Genomic DNA, 15,623 nt, shown 5'->3' with positions numbered 1-15,623 from the left:
TTATCCGATGAAACTGACATGATTAAAAGGTAACATCCAAGCCTATTGTCCATTTCTTAGGGATCGGATAACCATTCCCCGTAGAATAACCGTTAGCTTCCACAGCTTCAGGGTCCGGCACCGACGACCACGACTTGACAGCCACATTATCCACCACACCATAAATGCGAAGCATTTTCAACTTAAGTTTCTTCATCATGGCCTGCGGGAATGTGTAGCTCAGCTGAATATTTTTCAGGCGTACAAAACTGGCATTTTCCACAAAAGTACTATTGGCGATATGCCAATTATCTACCGTATTACGAAACAAAGTCGGGTACTTGGTCTGATCCCCCTCTTTCATCCAGAAGTCGCTGGGTTTAAAATCGCCTGCAATGGCGGAATTGGTTCCCCAAGTAGTATACAAGGCAGAAGAACCAGCATCCTGTAACTTGTCAGACAGGTAGCCGTTCCACAGGGAGCGTCCGAACACGAAGCTCACGAGGGTGGATAAGCTAAAATTCTTGTAGGAAAACTGGTTAATAAATCCGCCAACGAGGTCAGGATTGGGATTTCCCATATCAATTTTATCGTTGTAGTCGATCACATAATCCCCATTGACATCCCTTCTGCGCGGATCACCGGCCTGATAAAGGACTGACCGATTAAAGTGCGCTATTCTTCTCCCCGTCAATGGATCGACAGGCACATCAGCATTGGTTGCATATACCCCATCCACATCCCACACTTTAAATGGAAAAATAGGCTGACCTACATTCAGGGCGCGTTGCATCCAGGGTGGCCCCACCTGTATTTCCTTTCCACCGTCGGGGAGGCTGGTCACATAATTTTTATTGTAAGCGATATTAAAGTTGGTCGTCCACTGGAATGCCGATCCGGGGGCCATATTTCGGGAAATAAGCGTCATTTCCACACCGCTGTTTCTGACACTGATAAAATTGTTGGAGACCGTGCTGTATCCCGAGGTCGCTGGCATGGTCAGATCGTATACCAGCTCTTTGGAGTCGCGCACATAAAAATCGGCAGTCACGGTAACCCGGTCGTGCAGCAGGTTCATATCGAATCCGGCATTAAACTGCGGCGATCGCTCCCATCGGATCGTCGGTGATGTTGCCGCCGCCGCATAATTAGGAGATACTGCTGGCTTGCCATTATACGAGAGTACCGAACCACCGATGCCATTTTCCAGCACGGCGCCTGCATAGGATGCATCAAAAGTCAGCCCTGTATAGCGCGCGTAGTACGAACCCGGATCGCGTCCCGTAATACCGTAGCTGCCCCGCACTTTAAAAAAGGATATTGCATTTTTGATGCCCTGAAAAAATGGCTCTTCCGAAAGTACCCAGCCGGCAGAGATCGAAGGGAAAATACCCCAGCGGTTGTCCTTGCTGTAACGCGACGAAGCATCCATCCGGTAGCTTGCAGAAAGCAGGTATTTGTCCTTATAATCATAGCCAAAACGTCCGAACACCGATACGCGCGAGCGCTCACTGATGGAAGTCGTCGCATAGAGATCAGGCCCCGAAGGGATACCGGTTACGGTCTTTACATAATTCCCATTATCGTTATAGCCATACATATAATTATTGTTGGACGTATTGCGTTCGATACCAGTACCCAAAACGGCACTAAAATTATGGGTATTGCGAATGCTTTTGATGTAGTTAAAATAAGTTTCCCATTCCCAGCGCTTATTTTGATTCTGCCAATTCTGTGCAAAGTTTCTATAGCCTGTAAGCAGTTTGGGACGGAAGAGGTCACGTGTATTATTATTGACATTAAACGAAAACTGCGAGCGCAGGGTCAGGCCATTGATCAGAAATTTCTTGAGTGTACCGGCGAAATTTCCATTCAGGCTGAATGAGTTGTCACGGTCCATCAGGCCATCGTAGCGCCCCGTATAGATCTGCTGGTCCACATCCGTAATCTGATAGAAAGAAGAAGGAAATCCCCAGGTACTAAATGGATATTTCGCATCGTCACCCGAGCCATGTTTCGCTTTAGTAAAACCTGCGAACAAATTTGTTTCAAATTGGAAATTGTCCGTCGGGTTAGCTTGCAACATCAGGCGCGGGGTCAGGTTTTCATTTTCAAAGCCCATCATTACGCCCTCCTCATAATAACGCTGTGCCGAGAAACGGTATAGAAATTTCTCCATGGTGGCACCGATACTCACATTGACATTGTTGATATTGGCCGACTGCAGAAAGAGCCCCTGCCAATCGGTATTATTGTTAAAGGCGGGGTTTAAACTATCCGTCAACATGGGGCTGATAGAGCCGTTGTTGAACCAGTCGTACGATCCACCCTGATAGAGCAAATTCATTTTCAGCCTGCGCTCGGCGGCTCCCACAGTAATGGGCTTCATGGCCGGACGGCTTGAAACTCCGTTGTATGCCGAGATCCGTATTTCGGGTTTCCCCTGCGCCGGACGTTTGGTTTTGATAATAATGACCCCATTTGCAGCACGGGCACCGTAGATGGCCGATGCCGAAGCATCTTTCAGGATATCGACCGATTCGATGTCATTGGGGTTAATCGCCTGCAAAGGGCTCGCGTTGCCATAAGCAGCCTGAATATCACTCACGTCGTAAATGATATTGTCGATCACATACAGCGGTGCCTGCAGCTGGTTGTCTGCTAAGCCTAGGTTGCTCGTGCCGCGAATATTGACAATATTATTGGTACCCGGTTCGCCCGAAGTACTCAACACCGTCAGACCAGCGACACGCCCCTGCAACATGGCATCGAAGGTTGCGTAAGGTGTATTTTCAAAATCTTTACCTTTTACAGTAGCAATAGCACCTGTGGTCTTCCGACGCTGCACGTCCTGATAGCCCATGACGACCACCTCATCAAGTCCGGTCCCATCTTCTTTCATCGTAATCTGCAGCATATTTTCACCAGTACGTAGCGTCCTTTCTTGTCGGACGTAACCAACGGAGCTAAAAATCAAGGTCGGATTTGCCGATTTAAGCTTCAGGGAGAACTTTCCATCGGCATCGGTCTTAGATGCGTTTCCCATTCCTTTTTCGAGTACACTCAAATCAGATAAAGGAATTCCTTTGTCATCTTTCACGACCCCTGTGATCATTCGTTGTTGCTGTGCACTTAGCTGTTGACATACAAACAGCAACAACATTAAAATACCAAATAGGATTTTTTTTGGATAGGTTTCATACATATTCATAATTTATTAAACAGGTGTAATTCAGTTTAGCACAGGCTCAGTTACATCGCTCATTTTCTAGAGAGACTACATTCCCCCCTTTGCCAGATCGATACTTGTAGTATCGTTCAAATTGATTAGTTGCGTTTCTGATAAACCAAAAATAGCGTTTGGACATACGCTATTTTTATCAGATTTTACCAACTGCTTCTACTATTTTAACAGGAGTATAATAAGGAAATGTTCGAATAGCCGATTGGGCGCGGCATTTAATTAATCAATTATCAGCCCAGATCTTTACATGGTCAAAATCTCCATATCCCAATTGATCGGAACCTGCAAGTTGATATAAACCCACTCTTAATTTTTTACCACGAAGATCTGTTCTCAAAAAAGGTGTATTCGGAAGATCATTCCACGTAAGACCGTCTTTTGAGCAACGCAAGAAGAAGTAATCACCGGCTTTTTGGACCTGTAGATAGGGTAAAAAATCTAACCCTGTACCTGTATTTCCTTCCTGTAAAATGCCTTGACTTGTACTTCGGGAAAGATTGCCCAAGTTCCATCCGGTTAAAATATTGTTAGTGATATAGGCCTCCCTGCTGTCTACAGCCTGTATCATAATACCTGCTTCATTCGATGTCCGGTGTTTACTGCGCTGTCCGGCGACATCTTTTATATGCACCTCCATGGTAAAATCACCGGTGATTTCTTTGAACAAAAATGGTGGCTGGAAATTAACATCTCCCCACTTCGTATACCGGGATTGAATTCTCCAAGATTCTCCCAGACCAGCGATAGCTATTTGCGCGCTATCTATTAGCAAACTAGCCTGATATCCGTCCCAGAAAGGAATGGTATTCTCCTCAATCGTATACTTTTGGGTGAGCATGGAACTGAAACATTTTGGCTCCTGTGCAGGGACATGCATGGTCTTCGTGTAACCAACATTTCCAAACTCGTCCTTTACGTAGATTTCAATTGCATTGCCTAGCTCTGTCCTGTTAAAAAGATGATGATTTTGCATTATCCACCCTGAATGCCCTCCTTTACTACGAAAGAGATACTGAAGCCCGTCGCGTTGCTTTTTGATTTGCACAAATACATTATTCGCATTAATATATCGGACTGAGCCAAGGATTTCCGGTGTTTCGGGAACTGCATAAGCGGCCATTTTTTCTTTCCAGTCCTGCCACTTCGCTTTGATTTGATCATCCCTAAGTTGATCAGGATAAGCTTGCAAGAAGTTAAAAGGGTAAGTCAGGCTGACTTTTTTATTGGCAAAAGAAAACAGTCTGTCGAAAATTTCTTTATCTACCACCGTGCCATTTTGATAAAAGGTCCTTTTACCGCACTGAGATATTAGCAGACCATGTTGCCAGTTCACTCCATCGTACCAATCAAATACAAAAGAATAGGCCGGTTTCTGGAGGATTTCTGTCAAAGAACCATTATCAATACCAATGCCCTTTAATGCAATTCTACCTCCGAGAATAAGTGCTTGGGCACCGTCAATGCTGACCGAGGTATCCACTGATGTCCCCTGATTTCTTAATTTACTTACCTTTCCAAGGTTGAGGTCATCTGTTTGCAGGGCAAAAAAGCTGTCTTTTGCAACGTTCAATGCTGCCGCTTTAATTGTCTCTTCATCCCAGTTATAATCATAGATCTCTATATTCGAAATGTATCCTGAAAAGTTATCATCTAACCGATCAGAGGCTCCGAGTATAAAAGCATCGGCCGGATTTACAAATAGCATTCTGTTTTCCCTACGCTGCATTTTACCGTCAATAAAAATAGACTCCTGATATCCGTCGAACGATAGCACAATATGATGCCATTCATCCTTCGAAGGAATGACAGAAAATCCCATGTCGGGCCAAGAGCCGTGGATAATGGCTCCACGCTGTGGATCGCTTCCAAACCCAAACACCGCCTTGCTCAGATCCTGGTTTCCCGCAGACCAAGCCACCAATTGTTCAAATCTACTGATGTCGGGGTTATTGACCCACATCGAGATAGTGAAAGAACCGTTTCCCGAAAACGACGGTGGTACGGCAAAAGTGGAACGCAAGCTTGTAGCACCATTAAAAAAGAATGCTTTTTTGCCTTGATAATTTTTAACGACCACAGGCTTTGTTGCGATAAGATCTCCAGGCAGCAGACCTTTGTTTGCAATGCGATCCAACCGCTCGCCCTCGCGATAATCATTAGCTTCTATCCGTAATATATTCCCATATTCGCGGTGATGCTTAGGCATGGGTTGGGGCGATGACCACAGTGTTTCCTGAGCGACTCGCTTAGCGTAAACCCTTAAATTCCAAACGCCTAACGGCAGACCATTCAATTGAGTACGGCATAGCTGCAGACGTACAAATCGCGCATGGGCGTTTCCATGTTCCATAACAGGACTTGCCCATCGATCGTTTTCTGAACGATCAACGAACGATTGCCAAGATTTGCCGTCCAAAGAAGTCTCTATCCGGTATTGATAAGCATAAGTTGGATATTCAAACTGGATAGATATCGTAGATATTTTTTCGGATTTACCGAGATCTACTTGTATCCATGCTGGCTTTTGATTATCCTTTGCCCGCCACAAAGTGCCATTATTATTATCCACCAAAAATGAAGGTCGAAAATCATCATTATAATAGGATGAAGCAGTTACTATCTTTCCAAAGGCTAAATCTTCATCCCGACGTTGCAGTTTCAGCAGATCGCCTACCCCTTGATGAGTCGGGACGACTTTTTGGATATGGCCATCAGCTGTAAAGTGCAATTCATCCACCGCCACCTGCCGATGAAAACCGCTACCTGAATGTGGGTTATTATGCCTATGGTAAACGATAAAATAACGATCATGTTCTTTCAGAATACTATGATGTCCGGGCCCATGAACAGTACCATCCTCGCTCGTTGCCAATATTGGATTGCCTTCTGGATATTCAAAGGGTCCCAGAGGGCCCGTTTTACTCATCACGTATTGGACACGGTAAGTATCATTTTCACAATAGCCGGAAGAGTACATCAGATAATAAATCCCATCACGCTTAAACATATATGGTGCCTCAAAGAAGTCCTTTGCCACAGTATTTGGAATCAGATCTATACTTTCAAAGCTCTTCATGTCCTTATTCAGCACACCAACAGCGCAACCATGTCCAGGATATATGCCCCATGTGCCCCAGTACATGTATATACGCCCATCATCATCCTTAAATGTCTGTCCATCCAGCGTAATTACACCGGGGATCATATAATTTTGGATGATCGATTTGCCATCTGCAACCAACGGTTTCCAAGGTCCTATTGGCTTCTCTGACACCGCACCAAAAATCTCAACAGGCTGACTATAATACAGGTAATATCTTCCATCATATCCTTGAGTGACATCCGGAGCCCAGTACCAGTGTGTATTTGGCCAATTCATTGGCTGTATCGTCCAATTACAAAAGTCTTTGGAACTCCACACCTGTGACGGTCCTGCTCCCCAACCATTGCCATCTGTAGTTGCATAGATATAGTAGGTGTCTCCAATTTTTTTTATTGTCGGATCTGCAAAATACCCCGGTAAGATGGGATTTAGGACGTTGGGCTGTTGATGTGGCTTCAGGTGCTGGCCGTAAGCGGGTCCAATGCCTAATGCAATTATGGCCAGGACAAAAAGACAATAACGGTACATAATTTTCACTGAAATAGGCTTTACAGGATAATGGAATAGATATACGGCAAACTATTGGTACAGATAGCTTTTATAATTGCTACTGTAGATTTTAGGAGATATGCCCAGTACATTTCTAAAAACACGGTTAAAATTAGCGATGCTATTAAATCCCGAGTCGTAAGCAATCATAGATATGCAGTCATGCCGGTCACCCAATAATTTACAGGCCTCTCTGATCCGTAATTCGTTTAGATAAGAGACAAATGTCTTTCCGGTACTGATCTTAAAATAACGGCAAAAAGCGTGTGGGGTAAGATTTGCCTTCTCTGCTATTTCACATAAGCTTATATTTTCTTTAAAATGCTCTTCCAAAAATTTGCATATTGTCTCAATACGAAATGGTTTACCGACTTCAAGCCTATTGATCTGCACACCGGAAAGAGGTTTGAGTTCGGCAGAAACGTTGCTTAACACCTTCAATAAATAGAAAAAATTCACAAGCTGATCGAGCTGATCAGATTTCTGCAGGATCTCAATGCGGCGACGTACTTGTGTAAGATATCGGCTGGGAACTTTAAATCCCCGATGACTTTTATCAATAAAATCAAGTAGATGACGAAGTTCGGGCATTCTTGCCATCGTAGACAGTGCTCCTTTCGCATTAAAGAATACGGAAATGGATCTCACTCCCTGACCTACGCGGGTACTTTTAAATACATGGGCTTGATTTGCACCTAACAGAAAAATATCACCTCGTTGAAAATTGTGTAGATTATCGTCTACCAATAGCTGGCCAATACCCTCTTTTATCCAAACTAACTGGTACTCTTCGTGACGATGCATATGTGGATAAAATTTATCCAATACGTCTTCCTGTACATAAACAGACTTATCCTGGGGAGCAGGTACTTTAAATTGAACTGGCTTCATAACAAATTAGATTTATAATAAATGTCAATCTAACATTAAATTTATAGCTTCGGTATTAACATTACAAATTTTAAGACCGATCGGTTAAGAATCGTGTATGGTATGTTAAAATACTCCCATATCGTCATATGAATACTCCATTTTTGTAGTTATCGATCGCCAATTGAAAAAAGCCCCAAATCTTAAAAAGGCTATTTTCTGGTACAACTCCGGCGTTCCTTGTTTATAGAAGCTAAAAGAGGAGGAGCACTACATACTATCCGTCACTCAGGGCTTTATCAGAATAGAGGTATTAGCTATCTGGGTATCTTAAGTTACTCAATCTAGTATGGTTACAGAAAGTTTTAGCTTCATCAAAAGATGGAGAAAATAAAAGCAAAAATTCGTATCTTACCATAAATCACAGTCCTATGGTACGCATATATATCCTATTCAGTTTTGTACTGTCCATCTCTACAGTAATTGCCAAAAACAAACTTTCTATTGGGCAACCCAATATAAAAATGTTGACTGATACACTTTCTGACGATATACGAAAGTATGTTACAAAATTAGCTGCTTCGGAAGGCTTAGATAAAGGCTCCATTAAAATACAAACTGATAGCTGGGGAGATGTCATCGTTTCAGACAACTGGGGTAGAAGTATCAAATACAGTAAAGACCACTGGGACGGATATACAAAAACGGATAATAACGGGCTTAAAACATCGATAAAACAAGATTATTCCGGCAATATAGTCGTAAAATATAACAACGGAAAGGAAAAAACGGTCAGAAAAAATATAAGTGGGGATTTTGATATTACTGATCACGACGCGAGTCCATCCACTGCTTCCATAAATACTCTCGATAACATGGAGATCCGTGACAGCCACGGCAACCTTACTAATGTATCAAAAAATATTTTCGGGGGTTTGGATGTTCGAGATAACAGAGGAAACAATACAACAATATCGAAAGACATCTTTGGAGGCTTGGACATCCGGGACAACAAAGGCAATTCAAGTAAAGTATCCAGAAATATTTTAGGTGACCTTACCATTGAAAGTAACAACGGTAAACGTACAACCATTAGAACCGACATATTGGGAGGCAAAACAATCGAAGATAACAAAGGGAGCCATGTTTCCGTAAGAAAGGATATCTTTGGGAATTATGAAGCCAGCGATAACAAGGGAAACCATGCGTCTATCAAAAAGGATATCTTTGGGAAAGTAATCATTGATGATCCAAAAGGGATCTTGGAAAATGTCAAGTTTCAACTGATCGAAGATTTATTGAAACAATAAAAACTACATTCCTCATTGTCAGATATGGATTTTTCAACCATGAAATACATGCCGATTCATTTGTCAATGAAATCGTGAACTGATAGCATCATGATTTCAGAAAGAAAATCCAGGATGAATAAACGTCCTCAGACTAGGAATATGCCATCAGAAGGTCGCGACTTCTTCCAACAAAGGCTGCCAGTCAAAACCGAACGGCATAGCGATCAGCTTACCGTTTGGTGTTAGAATATACTTGCTTGGATAACCTCTGACCTGAAAGCTTTTTTCCACCTGTCCATCTGACATCAACACCGGTATGGTATAATTGTTTTTAGCAATAAAGTTTTTCACTTTATCTGCGGTATCATTGCACGCAATACTTATAAAACCAATCTTGTCTTTTCTTGATTTATCATTCTTCAAGTGCTCAAAAAAACTATTGAGTTTAGGCATCTCTGCAACACATGGACCGCACCAGGTTCCCCAAAAGTCGACCAATGTCCATTTGCCCTTTAGGTCCGTCTTTTGGATTTTCATATTCTCGAGATTCGCCAAAGCGAAATCTGGCGCATCGGGTAATTGAGGAACGACCTTCTGAATGAAAAACTCACTGAATTTCTGTTCCGGATAGTAATGCTGGTAAAAATCACGTAAGCCCTTATAACTTATACCCTGAACGGTCAAAAACTCATCGACATATTTCTGTAAAGCGACATCTTTCCTACCGCCTGCGGCCAATTCTGTAAGGTAATCTTCCGCATAGCTTTTCTTAGATTTCAAAAACATAATATCATAAGACGAGTTGTACGCAGTCTCCGCCTCATTTTTGGGAGAGTATATGGCCGCTTTCTCCAAATAGTGCAAGGCCTCTCCCTTATTGCTTTTATCCATCATTTGATAGGCAAAATAGCAAGCTGTAGCAAGATGCGCACGAGTTATATTCCGATACACCGTCTTATCTGAATCATAAAGCACCGTTAATTTTGAAATAATATCCATTAGCAGTTGGTGGGTATAATCCTGATCTGCAGAAGCCAGACGTTGATATGCCAATAGTGCGTATCTCCCAACATTTCCATTGATCCAATAATCATCGTTAAGGTTAATCAACTCATTAAGTAAATTTTTGGCCTGTGACAGATCGTCTGCCTGTCGCATAATCCGTCGCCCCAAAATCATCGGATAGGTATATTGCTTCTCATTTTCGGAAAAATGATTTATTAATAAATCGGCCTTTTCATCAGAAGACAGCGTTCCATCTGCAGCTGGACGCCCCAGGTCTTGATATAAACCATTCTGTATCCAATCATATCGCTTTTCGTTGTCTAATAACGGTATTACGGTTATAAATTTATCCCTTGATAGGGATCCATTGTAGAGCAGGTTCGAAAGATGATGTGTTCCCGAAAGCAAGTTGACTGGCACGTCGTTCAAGCTCAAATTATACAGTTTATTGTTCTTAATCTGCTGAAGTAGATCTAACTTTTTCTTTACGAATGTCCTATCATTCGAAAAAATAGCATCATTTTTAGTGATGTATTTCATGACCTTCACACTATCCATTGTCTCCCCCGAATACAACGCCTTACTAACAAAACTACCTGACAATAACATCTCCGCATAGGCTTGATCGTAAGTACTGGATACATTCGTATACAATAGTTGCATCATAGCGGTATTGACAAATGAACGATTATCTTGGATATATGTAATTCTTCGAGAGAGAGTGATTGGCTGAAGTGTCTTCTTATCAACGACAAGTTCCCCATCCAAATGCCGGGAGGTATCCCTAAAAGTGAGATACAAATTTTTCTTATCGTTTTTGACAATGTTATACAGTTGACTTTTGATTAGTACAGGTCCGGATTGAAGTCTCTTTAACATATCTTTACCTAGACAATTATAATTTAACCAGCCACAAATAAACCCTGCTCCTACCGTAACATTGTTCCTTACCATCTCTGCGATATTGTCTGTTAACTGCCAGTCCTTGGCCTTTAACAGAATCTCTTTTCTAAGTGATGAAGTATCTACAATGGTTTCTTCACGCTGGAAATTGAAACGGATAGGCTGTTGTAAGTTCATCAAAATATCAGCCAGTATGCTGGAAGACAAAACATTTTGGTTACTGTCAGGATGAAAACTTGAAAAGAAAAATGGATTGCGGAAATCCTTATATTCAACAGCATTAATCTTTATTTCTGAAGGGAATTCTTTTTTTGACGCTGATTTATTGGGAGACAAAGAAAAATAGGTTGATTTTAACTGTATTAGCTTCCCTTCGGATATGGATTCCTCGGTTATTTTATAATTAACGCTCTTTTGACCAAAACACAATGAATTAAACAAAAGAAATACGAACACGATTCTTTTCATCAATAAATAGTTTTATATGGTAATTTATTAAAATTAACAAAAATTCGTCTAAATACGAATTACCAATTAAAATATACAAAATAAGAGTATAATTCCGAAGGGAAGTTCCTTTACTGATACAAAAGAATGGGATCTATATCAAGAAATGAATGGAGGAAAAGCGATATTGATATCCACAATCAGATCGCTACAGGAATTTATCAATATAGATTTTTTGACATTGAAGTTTTCGATTAAAATCAGCCTGGAATAATTTAACATTTCCGAAACAAGATTAAAATTCCTAAAATTGCAATCCCGTTTTGAATGGATGTGCCGGGAGGTAGGTGGCTCATTTATTCGGATGGGATTAAATCCGCATAAACAATTTTACAGGATGAAAAAGATTATATTTTTTCTATTATTACTGCCTTTCTGGGCAGCGGCGCAGCAACAAAATATCCAGAACTTTGTCGTCAAAGAAAACCTATCCAAAAATGGCAAGCTTGCCATCGTGGCACTGGATTCTTTAGGCCATACCCATGAGACGATCAATGGCAACTATACATTTACGATCAACGGCTTTTCACAGGCACTGCAATTTCACGACGGTGTGGCGGTACCCAACCAGAAAATTGAGTCGTCGACATTTGTTTTCTTCAGTCACAAAAATCAGCAAGGATCCAAGGGCCGACTATTTTATATCTTCAAAAGTGACAGTGGTCTGTCCCCTTTCGCCATTAGCGGCCTGATGTTTTTGATTATTCCGGCAATTGTGCTGGGTATCGCCTATATGTTTAAAAAAGTCATTATGACCGCCATAGCTTTAGCAATCGTTTTTTTTATCTTCAACCATTCACAAGGATTAGATCTGAGCAAAATTTTTGAGTCCATCTTTTCCAGCCTGAAAAACCTCATCGGATAGCTGCTGCTCTGAAACCGACGAAACAATATCAAGCCTCACTACTCTAGGCCCAGTTGTCCCTAAAATTGCTCCCACTAAAATGGCATACCGATTCCAAAATTATACTGAATGAAATTATATCGGTCGGGCCTATGCGTGTCATAGTACTGTTGCTTAAACTCTTTGGAATCAAAGAAATGCTTGATCACCCACTGGTCACTACCGGAAAATTGCGGGTCTTTGACCTTGAGGCCTGCATCCAGCCGGATGACAAAGTAATCGGAATCAAAACGGAGTCCAAAACCGGTACCTATAGCCACTTGCCCCAAAAATTTGTTGAACTTAAATTCACCACCGGGATTTAGTTCTTCATCTTTTTTCAGCCGCCACACATTACCCATATCGACAAACGTCGCTCCGTTCATCTTAGCGCCCAGAAAATTGTTGAGCAGCCGGAAGCGATATTCGGCATTTGCCTCCAGTTTGATTTCACCCAGCTGATCCAGATTCCGCAAATTGAGCCGGAGGTCTTCACTAAGGTTTTGCCTATTGTACGAGCCCGGCCCCAAAGTGCGCGCCTGCCAGGCCCGTATGCCGTTCATGCCTCCGCTATAGAAGCTCTTTTCAAAGATCAATAGCTTCGAATTGTTTCCGTAAGGGATTGCAATCCCGGGATTAAAACGAAAAACAAATTGCCTGTTGCCGCCCAGATTTCGGTACAGACGGTAATCAAGCTCGGTCTTCGCATATTGAAGGAAAGGCACACCAAAGATTTTTTTTTCACCGTCAGCATTTGACGGCAGCTTGGCCAAGCTGCTGATTAGATCCAGCACATTGCCACTGAGGTCTATGGTCCCCCGAAAATACTGAAAGTCCTCCTTGCTGTTGAGCTTCTTGCCGTTCAGAACAAAGTTATACTGGGTTCCTAAACCAAAGTACTGCCTGTCATTGCTACGCACATACAATTGGTAGCCTTGCTGTTCGAGTTTTTTTCGAAAATTGGAGTCCAGTCTTCCGTCCCGGTACTCCAGTACGATAGGCGTAAAACTATGGTACTTATTTTCGGTCTCGTACCACGAATAGTTTAAGGAGGTGATAAAGTAACGGTTTGAATAGGTCCTATCTTGGTCAAAGAGCTGCAAAGTCATCGAATAGGTCGTCTTAGGCAGACCAAACTTACCTCCCGGATTGATGCGAAAAGGCACCATCAGACGCGGGATGACGAGATTGACTCCCGCCTGAAAATCATTATTAAAGATCTTGCTGGAAAGCCCCCCCGACAGACGCGGATCAAACAGTACTCCGTAACGCAACTTAACTTCCAACTGCTCCGATCCACCAAAAATATTGCGCTGTGAAAAGGTATTGCCGATGTTAAAACCGCTCATGCCCGAACTGAATGTATACTCCCCTTCGATCTGGTTGCCCATGCGCGGACGCGGCACAAAATCATAATGTACATTGAGCTTATTGGAGTCCTTTTTCACAAATTGTATTTTAACCGACCGGAAACCATTCATCTCATAGAGACGATCATAAGACTTATTCTCTTCGGCAAGTGAATAATATTGTCCTGCGCGCAGATACATATAACGTTCCAGTGGTTTATACCTGAAACTATTGGTTTCATCAATAAAGAGCAGACGCTTGGCCGTGTCCAAAATCTGGCGCGGAGCTTTCTTGGACATCGATCCATAATTCCTAACAGTCATATAAACACTATCAATCTGATACCTTTTATGTATCGTAGAATCACTGGGATTTTCGACGTTAATTTTTAGATCAATCAGACTACCGCTGATCGCCGAATCAATCCCCACACGCATGTACTGCCGCAAATAGTCGTAATAGCCATTATTGCGCATCACGACGTACATCTTTTCCCGCTCATCCAGCAACTTGGCGGCATCATACTGTGTATTCGGCCTGACATTGCTGGAAGGCAGTACATCACGCTCAAACAACGCTTTCACGTCGTTGTCATCAAACTTGCGGCTGATATTTCTGATCTGGTAGGCATTACCAGCAGCTACTTGAAAATCGATGCGGGCCTTTTTCTTGACAACACGGATTTCCGGATCGACTTTGGCATTAAAATACCCCTTGGTGAACAAAAAGCGTTTAATCTGATTGGCAGACAGATCTACCATGGCAGAATCCAGCAAATGTGGGGGTTCGCCCACATTGCGGATATTTTTGGTCTTATAGCGTCCTTTTTTGGTATTGAACGTGTTATAGATAAATAGATTGACACGCGAGTTGGGCCTGATCTGATTGGAAATATACATTTCAGCGGATTCCTTCAATGCTGGCTCAACGCCAGAAATCTGTACTTTTGTAACCAGAGCCTGGTCGTCATCGATATATTTTGAAGACCGGCAAGATGCAAAAAATAGCGTCAAAAGCAGTATACTTGCAAATCCGATAAAACGAGGATACTTAATCATCAATAAAAATGTTGTCAAAAGCGCAAATCAGTCTAATAACGTCTCTACAAAATAAAAAGTATAGAAAGCAGCATGGCCTATTCATCGTTGAAGGCATAAAGTCCGTTGCAGAATTTGTGTCCTCCAGCTACCAGGTCGAATCTATTTTCTATACAGGCGACGCAAACACAAAAGTGGGTAAAATCTCGCATAATATAAAATCATATGCACTCACCGAGGCTGAATTTCAAAAGATTAGTACGCTAAAATCACCGCAGGGTATTCTCGCGCTGGTCAAACTCCCGGCAGCGCAGCGTCTGGATACTGTGGATCTAAAAAACAGCTTTACTATTGTCCTGGATGATGTACAGGACCCCGGCAACTTGGGTACGATCATCCGTACGGCCGAATGGTTTGGCATCAGCCATATCATCTGCTCGGTAGGAACAGTGGATGCGTACAACCCCAAGGTGGTACAGGCAACCATGGGCTCGCTTGCCAGAATCCAGATACACTATACGGACATTCAAAAACTCATTGCCGAAACACAACTGCCGGTATATGGCGCGCTGCTCCGCGGCCAGTCCATCTACCAAATGGACTGGGGAAATGAAGGGCTCATCGTGATGGGCAATGAAGGGAATGGCATCAGCGCCGCTATCGAGAACCTGGTAGACCATGCCGTCACGATACCACGGATCGGACAGGCCGAATCCCTAAATGTCGCTGTGGCGACAACGGTATTCTGCAGTGAAATCGCGCGACAAAAACTATCCTGAACAAAGGCCTTTTTTCGCGCCATAATGGGGGGGATCCGGGGCGCCGTGTCCCACGACGGGACATCTTAATTTCCAGCAAAAGCGAAAATTTATCATACCAAAACTGTACCTTTGACGATCCG

8 protein-coding genes are annotated in these 15,623 nt (G+C 42.6%); 3 read left to right on the top strand and 5 right to left on the bottom strand.

The features are described 5' to 3' along the window. Positions 1-22: 22 nt before the first annotated feature. From FGL37_RS14900 to FGL37_RS14890, 3 genes are all read right to left on the bottom strand, one after another. A complete protein-coding gene (locus tag FGL37_RS14900; RefSeq protein ID WP_028069872.1) occupies positions 23-3,190 on the bottom strand; it encodes a SusC/RagA family TonB-linked outer membrane protein in 3,168 nt (1,055 codons plus the stop codon). 256 nt (positions 3,191-3,446) lie between these two features. Next, complete coding sequence (locus FGL37_RS14895; RefSeq protein ID WP_051606844.1) at positions 3,447-6,854, bottom strand: family 43 glycosylhydrolase; 3,408 nt, start codon at positions 6,852-6,854, stop codon at positions 3,447-3,449. Between the two features lie 51 nt (positions 6,855-6,905). Next, on the bottom strand, positions 6,906-7,766 hold the full coding sequence (locus FGL37_RS14890; RefSeq protein WP_028069871.1) for a helix-turn-helix domain-containing protein: 861 nt from the start codon (positions 7,764-7,766) through the stop codon (positions 6,906-6,908). Between the two features lie 410 nt (positions 7,767-8,176). On the opposite strand from FGL37_RS14890, the gene FGL37_RS14885 reads away from it, so the two are divergent. Then, positions 8,177-9,055 (top strand): hypothetical protein, encoded by an 879-nt coding sequence (locus tag FGL37_RS14885; protein ID WP_051606842.1) that lies wholly within the window; start codon positions 8,177-8,179, stop codon positions 9,053-9,055. 147 nt (positions 9,056-9,202) lie between these two features. Here the strand turns inward: FGL37_RS14885 and FGL37_RS14880 are convergent, their stop codons facing one another. After that, positions 9,203-11,413 carry a TlpA family protein disulfide reductase gene (locus FGL37_RS14880; protein ID WP_051606840.1) on the bottom strand — a complete coding sequence of 737 codons (2,211 nt, stop codon included), beginning with the start codon at positions 11,411-11,413 and terminating at the stop codon, positions 9,203-9,205. A gap of 376 nt (positions 11,414-11,789) precedes the next feature. Here FGL37_RS14880 and FGL37_RS14875 point away from each other — a divergent pair, with 376 nt between their 5' ends. After that, complete coding sequence (locus FGL37_RS14875) at positions 11,790-12,317, top strand: hypothetical protein (RefSeq protein WP_028069870.1); 528 nt, start codon at positions 11,790-11,792, stop codon at positions 12,315-12,317. A gap of 74 nt (positions 12,318-12,391) precedes the next feature. Here FGL37_RS14875 and tamL read toward each other — a convergent pair whose 3' ends face one another. Then, entirely contained in the window at positions 12,392-14,743 is a 2,352-nt protein-coding gene (gene tamL, locus FGL37_RS14870) for a translocation and assembly module lipoprotein TamL (protein ID WP_028069869.1), read from the bottom strand. Positions 14,744-14,751: 8 nt separating this feature from the next. On the opposite strand from tamL, the gene FGL37_RS14865 reads away from it, so the two are divergent. Next, on the top strand, positions 14,752-15,501 hold the full coding sequence (locus FGL37_RS14865; RefSeq protein ID WP_028069868.1) for a TrmH family RNA methyltransferase: 750 nt from the start codon (positions 14,752-14,754) through the stop codon (positions 15,499-15,501). Positions 15,502-15,623: the final 122 nt, after the last annotated feature.

The sequence above is a fragment of the Sphingobacterium thalpophilum genome, from assembly GCF_901482695.1.
In the GTDB taxonomy this organism is placed as follows: Bacteria; Bacteroidota; Bacteroidia; order Sphingobacteriales; family Sphingobacteriaceae; genus Sphingobacterium; species Sphingobacterium thalpophilum.
This window is presented reverse-complemented; position numbering and strand designations above follow the sequence as displayed.

Coding starts and splice junctions, on each gene's coding strand:
- FGL37_RS14890 (WP_028069871.1), bottom strand. CDS start 7,766: ATGAAGCCAGTTCAATTTAAAGTACCTGCTCCCCAGGATAAGTCTGTT.
- FGL37_RS14900 (WP_028069872.1), bottom strand. CDS start 3,190: ATGAATATGTATGAAACCTATCCAAAAAAAATCCTATTTGGTATTTTA.
- FGL37_RS14865 (WP_028069868.1), top strand. CDS start 14,752: ATGTTGTCAAAAGCGCAAATCAGTCTAATAACGTCTCTACAAAATAAA.
- FGL37_RS14875 (WP_028069870.1), top strand. CDS start 11,790: ATGAAAAAGATTATATTTTTTCTATTATTACTGCCTTTCTGGGCAGCG.
- FGL37_RS14885 (WP_051606842.1), top strand. CDS start 8,177: ATGGTACGCATATATATCCTATTCAGTTTTGTACTGTCCATCTCTACA.
- FGL37_RS14880 (WP_051606840.1), bottom strand. CDS start 11,413: ATGAAAAGAATCGTGTTCGTATTTCTTTTGTTTAATTCATTGTGTTTT.
- FGL37_RS14895 (WP_051606844.1), bottom strand. CDS start 6,854: ATGTACCGTTATTGTCTTTTTGTCCTGGCCATAATTGCATTAGGCATT.
- tamL (WP_028069869.1), bottom strand. CDS start 14,743: ATGATTAAGTATCCTCGTTTTATCGGATTTGCAAGTATACTGCTTTTG.